This is a genomic window from Flavobacterium sp. (assembly GCF_044357305.1).
In the GTDB taxonomy this organism is placed as follows: domain Bacteria; phylum Bacteroidota; class Bacteroidia; order Flavobacteriales; family Flavobacteriaceae; genus Flavobacterium.
Map to the genome: position 1 here is coordinate 123,988 of NZ_JBIKPS010000006.1, position 21,733 is coordinate 145,720.

Consider the following 21,733-nt stretch of genomic DNA (forward strand, 5'->3'; position numbering starts at 1 on the left):
TTATGATGAATGACTACAATTCTTTGAGTTCCGGCATATTTGCCAGTCTCAAACGAACGATTCAGAAGAAAGCGACCTGGTTGCTATTTTTTGTTTTGTTCAGTTTCATTAGCGTTCAAGGTCAAGTTACGGTTGCCGGTGCTGTCACAGGTAATGGTACGTATCCGACTTTGTCTGCTGCATTTGCCGCAATTCCGGTTGCTCAAGTAGGTGCAAACATTACGGTCACTATAACAGGTAATACCTCAGAGCCCGCCACAGGAGCAACATTAGTTGCTGGTACCTGGACGTCTTTGACGATTGCCCCTGATGGTGGATCTTGGACGGTGAGTGGTGCAGCAACAGCTGGTACACCTTTAATAAACTTTCTTGGGTCGGATAACGTGACTGTAAATGGTGGAGGTAATTTAACCTTTGCTAACACCACCGTTGCATCAACAACTGGAACTTCTACTTTGAAGTTGGTTGGAGATGCTACCTACAACACCTTTAACAACCTTACTATTTTAGGTTCGGCTAATGGTGCTACTGGTTCAAATACAGCTAACGTATGGATTAGTACTGGGGCGACTTCAGGATCTGGTAATGATTTCAACTCGTTCCAATCGTGTAAGTTTGGTCCTGCTGGAACAAATTTACCAGGTCAATTGATTGTTGCAAATGGTTCAACTACAAATACTACAATTCAAAATAGTAATATTACTATCAACAATTGTGAATTCTCTGATTATTTTCAAGCGGCAACAGCAAGTGCTGCTATTTACATGTCTACAGGTAATACTGCTTGGACGGTTTCCAATAATAAAATTTTCCAAACTGCTGCTAGAACAATTACTACATTACAAACGGATTATGGAATTTATATGGTAAATGCTGGAGCTACAGCTTTAGGGGAAAGTTTTGTAATTACGGGAAATACCATTGGGTATGCTAGTAATTCAGGAACTGGAACCATGACGTATGCTGCTGCTGCAACTTCTGGTGGTTTTGTAGGAATTAACTTTTCTGCTTCTGCTGCCTCAACTTCTACTAATAGTATTACTAATAATATTATTTCGGATATTCAATGGACTTCAACAGCTGGATCTATTTTTACAGGTATTGCTAGTTCTGGATTAGCAAATATAACTGCAGGTGCTGTTTATAATGTAACCGGAAATACCGTAAGAAATATAGCTTCTGTTACTGCAACAGGAACTATGATTGGTATTTATGCAGGTTATGCGCCTACAACTTCTATTAGTAATAATACAGTTAACAATATTACTAGAACTGGTTCTGGAACTATGTATGGTATTCAATATAACGGAGGTGCTACTACAACAACTACCTTAAATGCGAATACGGTATCTAACTTAGCTAATAATAATGCTTCAAGTGCAAGTGCTTTATATGCTATTTACTCAGGTTCTAATACTGCTAATGAAATATGGACGAATAATACTATAGAAGGATTATCTTCTCTATCAACTGGAGGTGTTACAATTTATGGTATTTATAATCTTACTTCTACTGCTGGAAATAAAACATGTCAAAACAATACTATAAGAAACTTCTCCTTATCTGCGTCAAGCACAGGTACTATGATGGGTATTAGATTGGGATATTTAGGTGCTGCCAATATTATTTCTGGTAACACTATATATAACTTTTCTGGAGCTACAACTATACACGGTTTGTATGTTGGTGGTTCAAGTGCCGCTTTAGCTTCTGTTGAAAATGTTTTTAACAATAAAATATATGGTTTAAGTTCTTCTGCTGCTGCAGCAGGAGTTTATGGTATTACTATAGCTGGTGGAATTACTAATAATGTTTACAACAATATTATTGGTAACTTATCTTCCCCTGCTGCAAATAGTACAATATCTTTAGTTGGTATCTTTTTAAGTGGTGGAACTACGGCTAATGTTTACTATAATACAGTGAATATTTCAGGATCTAGTTCTGGTGTGAACTTTGGTTCCGCTGCGGTTTTTGCTTCTGCAACACCTACTTCAATTGATTTGCGTAATAACATTTTTGTTAATAATGCATCCGCAAACGGAACTGGAAGAGCAGTTGCTTTTCAAAGATCTGCTGCTGCTTTAACAAACTATGCTGCTACTTCTAATAACAACTTGTTTTATGGAACAACAGCAACTTATTTTGATGGTACAACGGCGTATGCTTTTGGAGCTTTCCAAGCTCTTGTAACACCAATTGAAAATGCTTCTAAATTCCAAAACCCTGCCTTTGCAAGTACTACTGGTGCAGATGCATCTTTCTTGCATTTTGCAGATGGCGCTATTAACTTAGCGGGTGGTTTTGCAGCTACAATAGCTGGATATACTTCTGATTTTGATGGAAATACTAGAGATGCTAGTACTCCAGACATGGGTGCTCACGAATGGAATAATGGTGTAATTATTGCACCAACTATAACTGGTTATTCAACTACTTATAGCCCATTTGCTCCGTTCTATCTTTGTTCTAATGGTGGTTCTGTAGTGACAATCACAGGAACTAGCTTAGATGTAGTAACGTCTGTGTTATTTAATGGTAGTGCTGGAGTTACTTTAGCAGGAACCATTACAGCACAATCGGCTACTTCAATAACCGTTACTGCTCCTGCAGATGTGGTAGATGGAGTTATACGAGTTGTTAACCCAGGTGGTTTTGCAGATTCTGTTGCAACATTTACTACTGCGCTTCCTCCTACAATTGGAGTAAGTTCTGCAGCAACTATTTGTTCAGGAACAAGCACTTCATTAGTAGCAACTGGTGCTAATACGTACACATGGACACCTTCATTAGGTTTAAATGGTACAACTTTAGATACAGTAAATGCTTCTCCAAATACATCTACTACGTATACAGTAACTGGTATTTCAACCGCAGGTTGTAAGGCTAACAATACAGTATCGGTAACAGTTAACCCAACTCCATCAGCAATAACCATTGCTAAAAATCCTGCATTAGTTTGTTTAGGAGGAGTTAGTACTTTAACTGCAACTGGTGGATTAGTAGGCGGAACAATGCAAGGAGTAATAGGAACAGGTACTACTACATCTACTTCATCTGGTAGTTATTCTGCTTTTAATGGATACAGAGCTAGTGCATGGAGTCAAACTATTTTTACAGCTGCTGAATTAACTGCTGCAGGTCTTACTGCTGGTAATATTGGTTCTATAGCTTATAATATTAATAGTCAAGGTTCTTCAACCACTAATAATGTTACTATTAAAATAGGAACTACTGAAACTTCTGCTTTTGCTAATACTTCGTTCTATGCTACAACAGCTTTTACTACAGTATTTGGACCTACTTCATATGCACACACTGCTGCGGGTTGGCAAACAATTAATTTTGCAACTCCATATGTATGGAATGGAACTTCTAATATTGTTGTTGATGTTTGGCAAGATGGACCAGATGCATCTGCAGACCCGTTAACTTATCTTACGGCTGCTTCAGATAACAAAGCAAATTTTGCTTATAATATAGCTCCAAGTGCTGGAGCAGTAGGAACATTAACTCCAAACAGATTTAATGTTACTTTTACTGGTACTAATTCAACTCCAACAACTTTAGCTTGGACTCCAACAACTGATTTATATTCTAATGTTGGTGCTACAACTGCTTATGCTGGTGAAAATATTGCTACAGTATATACTAATTCATTAACACCTCAAACGTATACAGTTACTGCAACTTTAGGTGCTTGTTCAAGCACTGCTAATGTTACTGTAACTCCAACTGCTTTGCCAACTATAGCGGCTACAGGTACTACTAATTGTGGTACTGCTGGTTCTGCTATTACTGCAACTGGTGGTGTAAGTTACGTTTGGTCTCCTGCTTTAGGTTTAAATGGTACTTCAGGTGAAAGCGTTATTGCTTCTCCAGCTGCTACTACTACGTATACGGTTACGGGTACCGATGCTAATGGTTGTGTTAATACAACTACTGCATTAGTAACGGTTAATAACCCAGTTACTATTGCTGCTGCAGGTCAACCTGCAAATGCCGTAGTTTTAGTAGGTGAAGCTACTTCATTTACGGTTACTGCTACCGGTACAGGTTTAACCTACCAATGGCAAATAAACGATTCTACAGGATGGATGGATATTGCAGGAGCAACTGCTGCTACTTATTCTTTGTCTACAACAACTCTAGCTCAAAATAACTACCAATTCCGTTGTGTGGTTTCAGGTACTGCACCTTGTACGCCGGTTACTTCTAATGCGGCTAACTTAGGGGTAGGTACTGTGAGTATTGTTTCACAACCTGCTGCTCAAACTATTTGTAGTAATAATACTGCTACCTTTTCTGTAGAAGCCGGTGGAGATATATTATCTTACCAATGGCAATACAGTACTAATGGTACTGTTTGGACGGATTTACTGTCTGCCGATGCAACTACTGCATCTATTACATTAAGTGGTTTAACTGCTGCTAATTCTCTTGCGCAATACCACTGTGTATTGAATGCGGGTCAAATTACTTCAAACCCTGCTTTATTAACGGTAAGTGATGCTATTGTTATAGGTACACAACCAACTAGTCAATCTGTTTGTTCTACTGCTACTTCGGTAACATTTACAGCAGCTGCAACTGGTACTGGTTTAGCGTACCAATGGCAAATGAGTACTAATGGTGCTTCTTGGACAAATGTTTCAGGAGCTACTGCTACTACTTATACTATTGCTAATCCAACTATTGCTCTTAACGGAAATCAATACAAAGTTATCGTAACTGGAGTTTCTCCTTGTAGTACGGTAACTTCGGATGTTGCTACTTTAACAGTTACTGGTGTAACGGTTTCTACTAGTGCATCTACTATTTGTGTTGGCGCTTCAATAACACTTTCTGCAGTGTACACAGGTGCTCCTGGTACTACAACTTCTTCTTGGGCTTGCGCTTTAAATGGAAGTGGTGCTACAACGGCGGTATCTGGTGATTCTGCTACGGTAACGCCTACTGCTGCTGGAACGTATGTGTATACATTTACAACTAACGGATCATGTTCGTTTGCTCCAACCGTTTCGGTAACAGTTAATCCTTTACCAATTATTACTGCTGTAACGGCTACACCTGCTGCATTATGTAGTGATGCTACTATCAATTTAGCTGCTGCAAGTATTGCTAATGCTAATGGTACAGCTGCTCTTGGTGCAGGTGCTTTAAGTTCATCTGGTACAGCTGCTTCTTTATTGCCTGGTGCATGGGGAGGAGCAAAAACACAATATTTAGTGAAAGCTTCCGAGTTAACTGCTTTAGGTTTTGCTGCTGGTAATATTACTTCAGTTGCATTTGAACCAACTACTTCAGGACAAACCTACCAAGGTTTCTTTTTAAGCGTTGGATCTACTACTGCTACAGCTTTAACTTCAACTTTCCTTGCTAATGGTACTCAAGTATATGCTGGAACTTTAACCGATAACGGTTTCACTCCTGCTGCTAATACTCTTAATACTTTATCATTTGGAACAGGTACAGGTTCTGCAAGCAGTTTTGCTTGGGACGGAACTTCTAATCTTGTACTTACATTTTCATGGAGTAGATTGCCTTTGGCTTCAACTGCTACAGGTTCTACTATGAAATACGATACAGCTAGTTATACTTGTACTACTTACAAACAAGCGGATAATCAATCTGCTGCGGCAATGTTGGCTCAAGCTACTGGTACAACATCTAGTAGTCGTCCAAAATTCACTTTTGGTGGTGTTTTAGCTACAAATTTTGCTTCTGGTTATGTTTGGTCTTGGAATTCAACTCCTGCAGTAACAACTGCTTTGGGTTCTACAACAATTACTAACACTAGTAGTGCAATAGTTACGCAAGCATTTACTGCTACAGCAACAATTGCTGCAACAGGATGTACGAATTCTGCAACTACTTCTTTAGTATCTATTAATTCTACAATTCCTGCACCAACTGGTACAGATAGTACACAATGTGGTTCTCAAACGCCAACTTGTTCGGTTACGGGTACAGGTATTGTTGGAAATACTTTCAAATGGTACACAGTTGCTTTAAATGGTACTGCTTTATCTGGTCAATCAGCTAGTACGCTAGTAAGTTACCCAGTTGCTGCTACCACAACTTTTTATGTTGCCGAAGCAAGTGCGGATGGTTTATGTGAAAGTCCTAGAACTGCTGTTACGGTAACGGCTAATACCCCTTACCCTTTTACACTATCTGCAACTGCAACTACTAACTGTAATGGTTCTGCAAGTTTAACTCCAGTAACTATTGCTACTAATGGTGATACTACAGGTACATATACTAGTTATTCTTGGACTAATGCAGCTACTGTTACAGGTGATGCAACTACTGGTTGGATATTTAGCCCAACTGCAACTACTACGTATACAGTAACTGCTACGGATGGTTTATGTTCTGCTACAGCTAATGTAGTAGTAACGCCTACTGCTTTACCAGCAATTACAATTACTCCAACTCCTCAAGCTGTTTGTATTGGATCTCCATCAACTTTGACCGCTTTAACTCCAGTAATTGGTGCAGGTGTAGGTCCTATTGGTGCTGGTGCTTTAACTTCAAGTGGTACAGGTGCTTCATTGCTTCCTGGATTTTGGGGTGGTGCAAAATCACAATATTTAATAAAAGCTTCTGAGTTAACTGCACAAGGATTTGTTGCTGGTAATCTTACTTCATTAGCTTTTGAACCAACAACTTCAGGTCAATCTTATCAAGGATTCTCACTTAGTTTAAATTCTACAACAGACTCGGTATTAACATCTACTTTCTTAGCTAATGGTACTCAGGTTTATGCTGGTACAGAAACAGATTCTGGTTTCACTCCAGTAGCTAATGCTGTAAATACTTTATCTTTTGGAACAGGGACTGGTTCTTCTACTAGTTTTGCTTGGAATGGAACTTCTAATCTAGTTGTTACTTTCTCTTGGAGTAGAGTACCTTCTGCATCTACTTCAACAGCTTCTACTATGAAGTATGATGCGCCTGGATTTAATTGTGCTGTTTATAAACAAGCGGATGGTCAAGCACCAGCTGCAATGTTGGCACAGACTTCAGGTACGGTATCTAGTAGTCGTCCTAAATTTACTTTAGGAGGTCAAAAAACTGTTCAAGGTGTAGGTTCTTTAGTATATACTTGGAACGACCCAGCAGCTTCAACAGGAAACATTTTAACTGTTACTCCAACGGAAACTACTTCTTATAATGTTTATGGTTATAACGGTACTACAGGTTGTACAGGTTCTGCTACAACTACAGTTACTGTGTATCCTTTCCCACTAGCTCCTACAGCAACTAATGCATCACAATGTGGTACAAGAGTTCCTACAATTGCTGTTGCAGATGCTAATGGTTATACTTTGCCTACTATCAAATGGTATGCAGATGCAACTACTACAACTGCTTTACAAACTAGTACTTCTACAACGTATACTGAAAGTGTAAGTGCAACTACTACTTTCTACGTTTCTGTAGTTAGTCCTGGTGGTTGTGAAAGCCCTAGAACAGAAGTAACAACTACGGTTATTGCTCCTGCTGTGTTAACTGTATCTCCTGCCGTTACTGTTTGTACTGGTGGAAGCACTACATTAACTGCTTCTGGTGCGGTTTCTTATGTATGGACTCCTGCTTTAGGTTTAAATGGTACTACTAGTGCAAGCGTTATCGCTACTCCTGGTGCAACCACTACTTATAGCGTTACAGGTGTAGATTCTAACGAATGTACTACTGCTGCTGCTACTGTTACAGTAACTGTAGCTGCTTACCCAAGTGCTTTAAGTATTACACAAGGTGCAACTTCGGTTTGTACTAATGCAGTAATGTCTTTAACTGCTAATGGTGGTACAATTGGAGGTGCTGGTAATGCTACTATCGGTGCAGGTACAGCATTAACATCTTCATTTTCTTACCCAACAGCATTTGCTAATTATTGGTACCAAAACTGGCAACAATATTTGTTCACAGCTGCTGAGTTAAATGCTGCTGGTATTACTACTGCAGGAAGTATTTCTTCATTGCAATTTAATATTTCAGGTTTACAAGATACTTCTGCACCAATTACAGATTATAATGTAAAAATTGGTTCTACTTCAAGTGCTGCTTTAACAGCCTTTTCAACTAATGGTTTAACTAATGTATATGGTCCAGCAGCGGTTACGCCAGCTGTAGGTTTAAATACTATTACATTTAGTACACCTTACGTATGGGATGGTGTTTCTAACATTGTTATCGATATCCGTCAATCGGAAGCTTTCGGTAATGGTAATGCAACAACTTATTATACTACTACTACAAATAATTCGGTACTGTATGCTTATTCTAGTTCTAATAACGCAGGTTTTTGGGCTTCAGCTCCAACACCTACTACAAGTACTACTAGACCAAATATTACTTTTGGATATTCTACAGTAAATCCTACAGCAGTAACTTGGTCACCTACAACAGATTTATATACTAATGCTGCGGCTACAACTGCTTACAGTGGTGCTAATACTAGTGTTGTTTATACTAAACCAACTACTGAAATAGTTTATACTGCTACTGCTGCTAATGGCGCTTGTACTACAACTGCTACTACAACAGTATCTCCAATTGCTTTACCTGTTTTCACAGTGTCTAGTGATGTTACTATCTGTAGTGGAACTTCTACTACACTAGAAGCTTTAGGTTCAGGATATACTTATGTATGGTCTCCTGCATTAGGTTTAAATGGAACTACTTCTGCTTCGGTTATAGCGACTCCAAATGTTACTACAACGTACACAGTGGAAGCTACAGATTTGGTTACTGGATGTAAAGCAACTAGATTAGTTACGGTTACAGTAATTAACTCAGGTGCTATTCTTTCAATAGGTACTACAACTACACAAACGGTTGTTGCTAGTCAATCTACTACTTTTACAGTTGCTACTGCTTCTGGTGCTACTTATACGTACCAATGGCAATTAAACAACGGTTCTGGATGGGTTAACTTATCTAATGCTGGAAACTACGCTGGTGTTACTACTGCAACTCTTGCAGTAAATAACATTGAAGCTACATTTGATGGTTATCAATACCAATGTTTAGTTACAGGAGCTGCTCCTTGTACTACATTAACTCCAGTTGTTGCTGTTTTAAATATTAGTAACACAGGTTTTGCTTCGCAACCATTAGATGTTACTATGTGTAACTCTGGCGCTACTACTTTTAGTATTGCTACTAGTGGTGACGAACCTTTTTCTATTCAATGGCAAATGAGTACCGATAACGGACTTAACTATGCAGATATTGCAAATGGTTTAAACGCTAATGGACTTACTTTTGCTGGAACAGATCAATTAACTTTAAACGTTTCAGGTATTACACTTGCAAACAATGGAGTTAAATTTACTTGTATTGTAAATTCTTACATAACAAGTAACTCTGGTACCTTAACAGTTAAAGATCCAGTAGTTATTACTACTCAACCTACAGATCAAGCGGTTTGTATTGGTGGTGGTATAGCTACATTTACTGCAGTTGCTACAGGGGATGAATTATCTTACCAATGGCAATACAGTACTAATGGAACTACTTGGTCTAACTATACTGGAACAGATGCTACAACAGCTTCTATTTCTATAGTGAATCCTGCACCTACTGCAGAGGGAACACAATATCAAGTTGTTGTTTCTGGTAATGCAGTATGTTCAAGTGTACCTTCTGCAATCGCTACTTTACATATCAATAATCCTACTATTACTGCTGCGCCAACTGCTGTATCGGTTATTAGAGGAACTACTGCTATATTTACAGTTACTGCTAGTGCTGCAACTTCGTACCAATGGCAAAGTTCTGCTACTATGAATGGAACGTATGCAGATGTAATAGATGCTACTCCTATAGGAAATTCTTATTTAGGTAATACTACAGCTTCTTTATCTGTTACTACTTCTGGAGCTACTGTTCTTGGAGCAGGAAACTACTACCGTAGTATAGCAAATAATAATGGATGTTATGTTACTTCAACAGGTGCTCTATTAACAGTTACCGATTATTGTGCTTCTAATGCTACATCTGATGATGATGAAGAAATTACTAATGTAACTATTGGTTCATTAAACAATTCTTCTTCTTGTGGCGATGTTGCTCCAGGTTCAGGTTCTGTTCCTTTCAGATATTCTAATTATACTAATGGTAATGGTGCGCCACAACCGGCTGATTTAACAAGATCTGCAGTTGTTCCTTTCTCAGTAACACAAACATCTTGTGGAGGAAATTACAACAATAAATTTGCAATCTTTATTGACTGGAACCAAAATGGTGACTTTACAGATGCTGGAGAAAATGTTTTCCAACAAGCAACTGCTGCTGTAGGAAATAATACCCAAACAGGTACAATTACTATTCCTGCTTCTGCAGCTTTAGGAATCACTCGTATGCGTGTAATAAATATTGAAACAACTGGTGCGATTACTGCATGTGCTACCTATTCTTGGGGTGAAACCGAAGATTATTTAGTTAATGTAATGCCTACACCTCCTTGTGATGGAACACCAGCAGCTGGAATAGCTTCTGTTGCTTCTACTTCAATGTGTTATGGTAATGGTACTAATGTGGTATTAAATGGTTCTACTACTGGTGTTACTGGTATAGCTTACCAATGGTATTATTCTGCTAACGGAACTAGTTTTGCTCCAATTGCGGATGCTACTACAACTACTTTAGCTACAGGAAACTTAACAGCAGATGCTTACTACTATTGTACAGTAACTTGTACTAATAGTACTCTAAGTGCTAACTCTAATACAATTGCTATTACGGTTGCTAATCCACTTGTTATAGAGTCAACTCCTGGAGGAAGATGTGCAACAGGTACGGTTGTTTTAGGTGCTGCTGGAAATGCAGGAGCAACTATTAATTGGTTTGCTGCTCTTAACGGAGGTTCTCCAATTGGTACAGGTACTAGTTTTACTACGCCTAGTATTTCAGCTACTACTACTTATTATGCTCAGGCATCTGCAGGTGGTACAGCGCAAGTTTCTAATAATGGTACTCCAACATTTACTACAACAACCATTAATACTGGTTTAGTTTTAGATATTACTACTGCTTCTGTATTAACCTCTTTGGATGTTTATTCTACCAATGCAGGTACAGTTACTATGCAATTAGTAAATAGCGCAGGTACTGTTGTTGCTGGTCCTACTTCAGGAGCTGTAATTGCAGGAACTATAGCTACGCCTCAAACTATTAATTTAGGTTGGTCACTTCCTGTTGGAACTGGATATAAAATTTTAGTAACATCTCAAACAGGTGCTTTAGGCTACTCTTCTGGTAGTTTCCCATCTCCATTAGGAAATGGTGTTGGTACTATTGTTAACGGTGCTACAAGTACTGGTACTACTACTTTGAATTACTTCTTATATAACTTAAGAACAATTTCAGCTTGTCAATCAGCAAGAACTGCAGTAATTGCTACTGTAGATCCTACACCAACAGCTACTATTAGTTATGCTGGTGCACCTTTCTGTAACAATGCAGCAGTAGGTTCTGTTACTTTAAATGGAACTAATGCTTACACAGGTGGTACGTATACTTCAACTTCTGGTTTAAGTCTTGATGGTACTTCTGGGGATATTAATCCTGCTACTAGTACTCCTGGTACTTATGTAGTTACTTATACTACTAATCCAACAACGTATTGTACGCCACAAACGGCTACAACAACAGTGGTGATTAATGAGTCGGTATTATTCTCTGGCTTTACTTATGCAGCTGCTACGTATTGCAACAACAGTGGTATAGTTACTCCTACAATAACTGGAACACCAGGTGCATTTACAGTTTCTCCTGCTACAGGATTAACAGTTAATGCTACCACAGGAGCAATTGACTTTGCAACTGCTGCTCCAGGTACATATACAGTAACCAATACAGTTACAGCTTGTAACAATAACAGTGTTACAGATGTTACAATTACAGTTTATTCTACAGTTGTAGTTACAACGCAACCTACTTCAGCAACAGTTTGTGCTGGTGCTAATTCAAGTATGACAGTTGCTGCTACAGGAACCAATGTGGTGTACCAATGGCAAATGAGTTCTAACGGAACTACATGGTCTAATGTTACGGATGGTGGTGCTTATTCTGGTGCTACTACAGCTACTTTAGCTTTAACTGCGGTTACAGCAACTATGACAGGTACGCAATTCCGTGCTTTAGTATCGGATGCTAATCCTTGTGTTGGTGTTACTTCTAGTGTTGCTACATTGACAGTTAGTCAACCAGTAGCTCCAGTATTTTCTCCAGCAGCTCCTTCAGTTTGTATTGGTGGTGTTAATGCCTTATCGGTATCTACAACATCTTTTGCTCAAAATGGAGTAATTGGAACAGGTTCAGTTACTAATACTACATCTACACCATTTAAAGGGTACTGGGGAGGTAATAAATCGCAATATATATATACTGCTGCTGAATTATCAGCTTTAGGATATGTTAATGGAACTGTTATTACTTCGTTAGGTTTAGATATTACGGCTTATTCTAGTCCGTTTACATTTAACGGTTTTAACATTGCAATGAAGAATTCAACTGCAACGGTTTCAGCTGCTGCTTTTGAAACAGGTATGACAACGGTTAAAGCACCTACTAATTATGTATTAACCGGTGCAGCACCATTTACTGCTACGTTACCGTTAGATACTAACTTTACTTGGGATGGTACTTCTAATTTAGTGATACAATTCTGTTTTGATAACAATAATGGTGGTGGGTCTAGTACAAATTCAGCAAACGTAAAATCAACTACGAATGCTACTGCCCTTACTACTTATTATTCTGCAGATAACAGTGGTTCGGTATGTTCAAATGCTTCTGGAACTACTTCAACAACAAGACCAAACATGCGCTTCGGTGTAATTAGCGGTTCTTTAACTTGGAGTCCAACAACAGATTTATATACTAATGCAGCTGCTACAACAGCTTACACAGGTGGAATGGCTACTACAGTTTATACTAAGCCAACTGCTAATATTACGTATACTGTTACAGCAACCAATTTACTTGGATGTTCTAATACTGCTTCTGTTGATGTAACTATTTTAGCGCCTTCTACTTTAGGTTCTATTGTACAACCAGCTGTTACTTGTTCTGGATCTCCAACAACATTTAATTTAACAGGTTTAGTTGCTAACAGTACTTCTACTCTTAGTTATACTATTAACGGTGTTGCTCAAACAGCAATTACTGGTGTAGTTGCTGATGCTTCTGGAAACGCTATGTTTACAGTTTCTTTACCAGCGATTAACAATGGTAAAACTTTAGTAATTACAACTATAACAAGAACCGATTTAACTCCAAATTGTCCTACAGCTATTACAGCTAACAACACGTTAGTTATTGCAGTTAATCCATTAGTTACTTATTATGCTGATGCAGATGGTGACGGTTTTGGTAACAATGCACTTACACAAGTAGGTTGTGGTGTTGCACCTGCTGGTTTTGTATTAAACAATGCAGATTGTGACGATACTAATCCTGCAATTAATGCAATAGTTCCTTACTATGTAGATGCTGACGGTGATGGTTTTGGATCTGTAATAACAACAAGTTATTGTACTGCTACAACCCCAGCGGGTTATTCAGTAAACAATTTAGATTGTAATGATACTGTTTACAGTACCACTAACATTTGTCCTTCTGTTGTTAATTTGAAATTTAACATTGAGGGTTACTATAGTGCAGCTACACAATCTATGGTTCCAGCTAAATTCAATCAATATGTTGTTGGTGCAACTAACACAGACGTGGATGATGTAACTGTAGAACTAAGAACTGTTGCAAATGGTACTTTAGTAGATACAGCAATTGCTGCATTAAAAACAGATGGAACAGCTGTAGCTACTTTTGCTACTGGACCTGCAGGATCTTTCTATGTAGTTGTTAAATACAAAAACGCTGTTGAAACATGGAGTGCATTACCACAAACTATTGGTCTTACTCCTTTAACTTACAATTTCACTAATGCTGCTAATAAAGCTTTTGGTGCAAATATGGTTCAAGTTTCACCAGGTGTATTCGCAATCTACTCAGGAGATATTAATCAAGATACCAATATTGATAACTTAGATTATTCTGTATGGGAAGAAGATGTAAACAACTTTATGTCTGGTTATTATCCTACAGACTTAAATGGAGATGGTAATGTGGATAATTTAGATTATTCAATTTGGGAAACCAATTCAAATAACTTTATTTATTCAGTGAACCCTTTCAATTAGTCTATAAAATAAATAACATTAATAATAAATAATATGAAATCAAAAATCAAGAATAAGAGTTTGTTTACTGGTTTGATAATGATGTTCTTAATGATGTTTACAGTTACTAGTTATTCCCAGTCTTGTACTGGGAATCAGGTAACGGTAACACTTCAAAACATTAGTAATCCTACCACTACAACTCTAGAGTTCGATGTTTATGTATCCAATACAGGGAGTACATCTTTAAAGCTTGGTGCCATACAAGGATCAGTGGTTTATAACGTTGGAATGCTACCTACCGGAGCTACAGGTACTTTTACCTGTATTACCCAACCATCACAAACAGGTAATTTTCCAAACTTTAATAATCTATCTGCAACTCAAGTTATACATACTGTTGCATCGCGACAGTTAAAATGGACAAATACAGCTGTTACTTTATCAAGCGGTAATACCGTTAATTTACCAGCTAATACGCCAATGAAGTTCGCACGTTTTAGATTTACTAGTGATATTCCATGGACGCAAAGTTTTGCAGCTACACTAACCGAGCAGTATGCTGTTCGATCAGGTTATACTCAGTTTGCTGCAACAGTTTATTGTAATACCAATTTTAGTTCTACGCCTTTATCTTCATCTGCTGCAGGCACATTAGTTTGTAATGATGCAAATAATACGCCTTATACTATTTTGTTGAACCCACAAATTTGCGGTACTATAGCAAGTCAAACGGCATCTAGTGCTGTAACTTGTTTTGGAGGAAGTAATGGTAGTTCTACTATTACTTTGTCACCTGTATCTTCAGCTACAGATATTATATCTTACACTGTGGATGGTGGCGTTTCTCAAGGTGCTAATGTATCCAACGGAGTATTTACTATTACTGGCTTAACAGCCGGTGCACATACTGTTGTTGTTTCTAACGTAGGATGTTCAGATGTTACTGCAACAGGAGTAACGGTGGATGGTCCAAGTCAATTGACTACTGAAACTACTATTGCCGAATGTGATAGTTATGTTTGGGCAATAAATGGGGTAACCTATAATGCTAGTGGTAATTTTTTAGTAACTACTACAAATGACAATGGATGTTCAGTAAACAATACCTTAAACTTAACCATTAACAACAGTACAACTACAGAAGAAACTCAAGTTGCTTGTGATAGTTACTCTTGGAATGGAACGGTATATACTACTAGTGGAGACAAAACCTTTACAGGTACAAATGCTTCAGGATGTACTTATGTAGCAACCTTACATTTAACTATTAACAACAACTCAGTTTCAGAAGAAACTCATGTTGCTTGTGGTAGTTATGAATGGAATGGTACTACTTATTCAGAAAGTGGCGATTATACTTTTAGTACTACAAATGCTTCAGGATGTACTAATGTAGCAACCTTACATTTAACTATTAATAATAGTACTATTATTTCTCAGCCAGCTAGCGCAAGTATTTGTAAAGTTATAGGAGGAACAGCTTCCCTAACTGTAGTAGCAGATAATGAATTAGCAACCTATAGTTGGTATTCTCAAGCTGCAACAGCTACTACTTGGACATTAGTTTCAAACAATTCTAATTATTCAGGGGCGAATACTGCAACTTTAAATATTACAAAAAGTACTTTAGTACTTCCTGCATCAGGAACAAAGTATAGAGTAGCTATTACAAGCTCATGTGGAATTACAACCTCTGCGGTTGCTACCATTACAGACTTAATTACGGTTTCAAAAGCTACTGCAATAACTGTTGTAGGAACTTTGTCCCCACTTTTAACAACTTGTGAAGGATCTAGTGTGAATTTGTCTTTAGCAACAGGTAGTATTGGAGATATCCAATGGGAATCTTCTACAGATGGAACTTGGTATTCTCCTGTAGGTAGTTTAATTGAACAATCTGCAATTTCAGCTACTAATTTAGCACTTACATTAAGTACTGGACCTTTATCTCAAGACACTTGGTTTAGAGTAAAAGCTACTAATGGAGTATGTTCTTCAGCTACATCAACACCTATTAAAATCACAGTGAGTCCTGCAACTTCTGTAGGAGAATTAACAACTGCTACTGCAAATGTTTGTACTGCAACAGGAACTAATCTTACTTTAGGTGATTCAAATGGAACTGTTTCTTGGTTTAAATCTACAAATTATGTAGCCGCAACTGGAGCTGCAACATGGACATTGGTTCCATTATCTACTACAGTAACAAGTTCTGCATTGGCTACAGGAAACTTAACTTATGCTGCAGCTACGCCAACAACTTGGTATAAAGCGGTAGTTACTAGTGGCGCATGTCATTCAACTTCAAATGTTGTTTCAGTGACAGTTAGTCCTGCAGCAGTTGCTAAAGCTATTACTGCAAGTGCAGCAACAATTTGTGCAGGATCAAGTACTAATTTAAGTTTAGCTACAGGATCAATCGGAAGTGTACAATGGCAAAAATCAACTATATCTGCAACTGATGGATTTGAGGATTTTGATACAGTTATAGCTGCAACAACAGCTTCAAACTTAGTTTTGACTAAGTCAACTGGAACTTTAGCAGAAGATACATGGTTTAGAATTATATTCACAAACGGAGCATGTTATGCAATTTCTACCCCAGTGAAAGTTACTGTAAGCACACCAGCTTTTGCAGGAGATTTAACTACTGCATCAGATGCAGTTTGTACTGCAACAGGAACGAATCTTACCTTAGTTGATGCAACAGGAATTGTTTCTTGGTATAAATCTACAAATTATGTAAATGCAACTTCAGCTGCAGCAGTATGGACATTAGTTCCTTTATCTGCAACAGTAACAAGTTCTGCATTGGCTACAGGAAACTTAACTTATGCAGCAGCTACACCAACAACTTGGTATAAAGCGGTAGTTACTAATGGTGCTTGTAATGCAACTTCAAATGTTGTTTCAGTAACAGTTAGTCCTGCAGCAGTTGCGAAAGCTATTACTGCAAGTGCAGCAACAATTTGTACTGGAGCAAGTACTAATTTAAGTTTAGCTACAGGATCAGTGGGAAGTATCCAATGGCAAAAATCAATCACATCTGCAACAGATGGATTTGAAGATCTTGGAACTCTTATTGCCTCTACAACAGCTTTAAACTCAGTAGTGACTATGTCAACTGGAGCTTTAGATCAAGATACTTGGTATAGAATTATATTCACAAACGGAGCATGTTATGCAATTTCTACCCCAGTGAAAGTTACTGTAAGCACACCAGCTTCTGCAGGAGAATTAACTACTGCATCAGATGCAGTTTGTACTGCAACAGGAACAAATCTTACCTTAATAGATGCAACAGGAACTGTTTCTTGGTATAAATCTACAAATTATGTAAATGCAACTTCAGCTACAGCAGTATGGACATTAATTCCATCATCTGCAACAGTAACAAGTTCTTCATTAGCTACAGGAAACTTAACTTATGCAGCAGCTACACCAACAACATGGTACAAAGCTGTAGCAACAAGTGGTGCTTGTAATGCAACTTCAAATGTTGTTTCAGTGACAGTTAGTCCTGCAGCAGTTGCGAAAGTAATTACTGCAACTTCAGCAACAATTTGTACTGGAGCAAGCACTAATTTAAATTTAGCTACAGGATCAGTGGGAAGTATCCAATGGCAAAAATCAATCACATCTGCAACAGATGGATTTGAAGATCTTGGAACTCTTATTGCCTCTACAACAGCTTTAAACTCAGTAGTGACTATGTCAACTGGAGCTTTAGATCAAGATACTTGGTATAGAATTATATTCACAAACGGAGCATGTTATGCAATTTCTACCCCAGTGAAAGTTACTGTAAGCACACCAGCTTCTATAGGAGATTTAACTACTGCAGCAGATACAATTTGTACTGCAACAGGAACTAATCTTACATTAAGTGATGCAAATGGAACTGTTTCTTGGTTTAAATCTACAAATTATGTAAATGCAACTTCAGCTGCAGCAGCATGGACATTAGTTCCATTATCTGCTACAGTAACAAGTTCTGGTTTAGCTACAGGATCTATTGTTTATGCAGCAGCTACTCCAACAATATGGTACAAAGCGGTGGCAACAAGTGGTGCTTGTATTACAACTTCCAATGTGGTTTCAGTGACTATTAGTCCTGCAGCAGTTGCGAAAGTTATTACTGCAGCTCCAGCAACAATTTGTACTGGTTCAACTACTAATTTAAGTTTAGCTACAGGATCCGTTGGAAGTATGCAATGGCAAAGTTCAACTGTTTCTGCATCAGAAGGATTTGAAAATGTTGGAGATGCTATTGCTGCAACTTCAGCTATTAATCCAGTTAGAACCTTAACAACAGATGCTTTAACGCAAGATACATGGTTTAGAATTGTATTCACTAATGGAGCATGTTCTGTAAATTCAGTAGCGGTTAAAGTTACTGTAAGTACAGCTTCTTCTGTAGGAGAATTAACAACTGCTTCTGAAAATGTTTGTACTGCTACAGGAACTACTCTTACATTGGGAGATTCAACAGGAACTGTTTCTTGGTATAAATCTACAAATTATGTAAATGAAACTTCAGCTACAGCAGTATGGACATTAATTCCATTATCTGCTACAGTAACAAGTTCTACTTTAGCTACAGGAAACTTAACTTATGCAGCAGCTACACCAACAATATGGTATAAAGCGGTAGCAAAAAGTGGTGCATGTAGTGCAACTTCCAATATTGTTTCAGTGACTATTAGTCCTGCAGCAGTTGCGAAAGTTATTACTGCAGCTCCAGCAACAATTTGTACTGGTTCAACTACTAATTTAAGTTTAGCTACAGGATCCGTTGGAAGTATGCAATGGCAAAGTTCAACTGTTTCTGCATCAGAAGGATTTGAAAATGTTGGAGATGCTATTGCTGCAACTTCAGCTATTAATCCAGTTAGAACCTTAACAACAGATGCTTTAACGCAAGATACATGGTTTAGAATTGTATTCACTAATGGAGCATGTTCTGTAAATTCAGTAGCGGTTAAAGTTACTGTAAGTACAGCTTCTTCTGTAGGAGAATTAACAACTGCTTCTGAAAATGTTTGTACTGCTACAGGAACTACTCTTACTTTAGGAGATTCAGTAGGAACTGTTTTTTGGTATAAATCTACAAATTATGTAAATGAAACTTCAGATACACCAGTATGGACATTAATTCCATTATCTGCTACAGTAACAAGTTCTACTTTAGCTACAGGAAACTTAACTTATGCAGCAGCTAAACCAACAATATGGTATAAAGCGGTAGCAAAAAGTGGTGCATGTAGTGAAACTTCCAATATTGTTTCAGTGACAGTTAGTCCTGCAGCAGTTAAGAAAGTTATTACTGCAAGTCCAGCAACAATTTGTACTGGTGCAACTACTAATTTAAGTTTAGCTACAGGTTCCGTTGGAAGTATGCAATGGCAAAGTTCAACTATTTCTGCATCAGAAGGATTTGAAAATGTTGGGGATGCTATTGCTGCAACTTCAGCTATTAATCCAGTTAGTACTTTAGCAACAGCTGCTTTAACACAAGATACATGGTTTAGAATTGTATTCACCAACGGAGCTTGTTCTGTAAATTCACTAGCGGTTAAAGTTACTGTAAGTACAGCTTCTTCTGCAGGAGTTTTAACAACTGCTTCAACAAATGTTTGTACAGCTACAGGAACTACTCTTACTTTAGGAGATTCAGTAGGAACTGTTTCTTGGTATAAATCTACAAATTATGTAAATGCAACTTCAGCTACAGCAGTATGGACATTAATTCCATCATCTGCAACAGTAACAAGTTCTTCATTAGCTACAGGAAACTTAACTTATGCAGCAGCTACACCAACAATATGGTATAAAGCGGTAGCAAAAAGTGGTGCATGTAGTGAAACTTCCAATATTGTTTCAGTGACAGTTAGTCCTGCAGCAGTTGCGAAAGTTATTACAGCAGCTCCAGCAACAATTTGTACTGGTGCAACTACTAATTTAAGTTTAGCTACAGGTTCCGTTGGAAGTATCCAATGGCAAAGTTCAACAACTTCTGCAACAGAAGGATTTGAAAATGTTGGGGATGCTATTGCTGCAACTTCAGCTATTAATCCAGTTCGTACTTTAACAACAGCTGCTTTAACAGAAAGTACTTGGTTTAGAATTGTATTCACCAATGGAGCATGTTCTGTGAATTCACTAGCGGTTAAAGTTACTGTAAGTGTACCTTCATCTGCAGGAACATTAACAACTGCTTCAACAAATGTTTGTACTGCTACTGGAACTACTCTTACATTAGGAGAATCAGTAGGAATTGTTTCTTGGTATAAAGCTACAAATTATGTAGCCGCAACTGGAGCTGCAACATGGACATTAGTTCCATTATCTGCAACAGTTACAAGTACTTCATTAGCTACAGGAAGTTTAGTTTATGCAGCTACTACACCAATTATTTATTATAAAGCGGTAGCAACAAGTGGTGCTTGTATTACAACTTCCAATATTGTTTCAGTAATGGTAAGTCCTGCAGCGAAAGCTACGGCAGCTTCTGGTCATACAGGAGCTACTACTTTAGCAACAGCTGTTTGTAGTGGAGTAAGAACATTAACTCTTGCTGCGGGTTCTATAGGTTCTATCCAATGGCAATACTATAATGCTGGTACAAGTGCAACAGCTGTTACTAATACAACTGCTACAGCTACTTGGACAGATATTTCTGGAGCTACTTCTTCTAGTTTTATTGCAACCAGTTTAACTACTGGTAATGTTTGGTTCCGAGCTAAGTTTACAAGCGGTCCATGTGCTACATTAGCATATAGCGTTCCAGTAAACGTTTGGATCAAAGAGTGTACTACTACAGTTAGAGAAGAAGCGGTTACTACTATAGAGTTTAAAGCTACAGCGTATCCAAACCCATTTGCAGAGAACTTTAAACTAGATATTAAAACTAGTAGTGAGGAAGCTTTACAAATTAAAGTTTACGATATGTTAGGAAAATTAATTGATAACCAAATCCTACAAACTACAGAAGTAGAAGGATTTGAAGTAGGTGCTAACTTCCCTTCTGGAGTTTACAACGTGATTGTAAGCCAAGGAGATACTGTTAAAACACTACGTGTAATTAAGAGATAATCTTTAAAACATCTAAATAATTTAAAGCCCCCTCAAGAAATTGAGGGGGCTTTTTTAATGAAATTAAGCACCCGCATTGGTAGTTGGAGCATCTTACCGAAACTCTATTTTGACTTACCGAAGCTCTATAAGGTCTTACCGAAACTCTATACTGACCTACCGAAACTCTATTAGGTCTTACCGAAACTCTATACTGACCTACCGAAACTCTATTAGGTCTTACCGAAAACCTATACTGACCTACCGAAGCTCAATAAGGTCTTACCGAAACTCTATACTGACCTACCGTAACTCTATAAGGTCTTACCGAAACGGCGGATTCAAGACCTTAATGCAACAAGGTCAGTTATTATTTTAATAATCAAATTTAGTTTTTTATTTCAATTCAGCATAATTTCAGAATAACTTTTTTGGCTTTTTTAATTAGCCAAAAGTTATTT

Annotated in this window: 2 protein-coding genes; both read left to right on the top strand. The window is 37.9% G+C overall.

Annotated elements, in window-relative coordinates; translation table 11 throughout:
• The first annotated feature begins 2 nt into the window (after nt 1-2).
• The gene (locus ACIQ2J_RS06420; protein ID WP_396167643.1) at nt 3-14,216 is read left to right on the top strand and encodes a GEVED domain-containing protein; all 14,214 of its coding nucleotides are present in this window, start codon (nt 3-5) and stop codon (nt 14,214-14,216) included.
• A gap of 33 nt (nt 14,217-14,249) precedes the next feature.
• Nucleotides 14,250-21,293 carry a T9SS type A sorting domain-containing protein gene (locus ACIQ2J_RS06425; protein ID WP_396167647.1) on the top strand — a complete coding sequence of 2,348 codons (7,044 nt, stop codon included), beginning with the start codon at nt 14,250-14,252 and terminating at the stop codon, nt 21,291-21,293.
• The last annotated feature ends 440 nt before the right edge of the window (nt 21,294-21,733 follow it).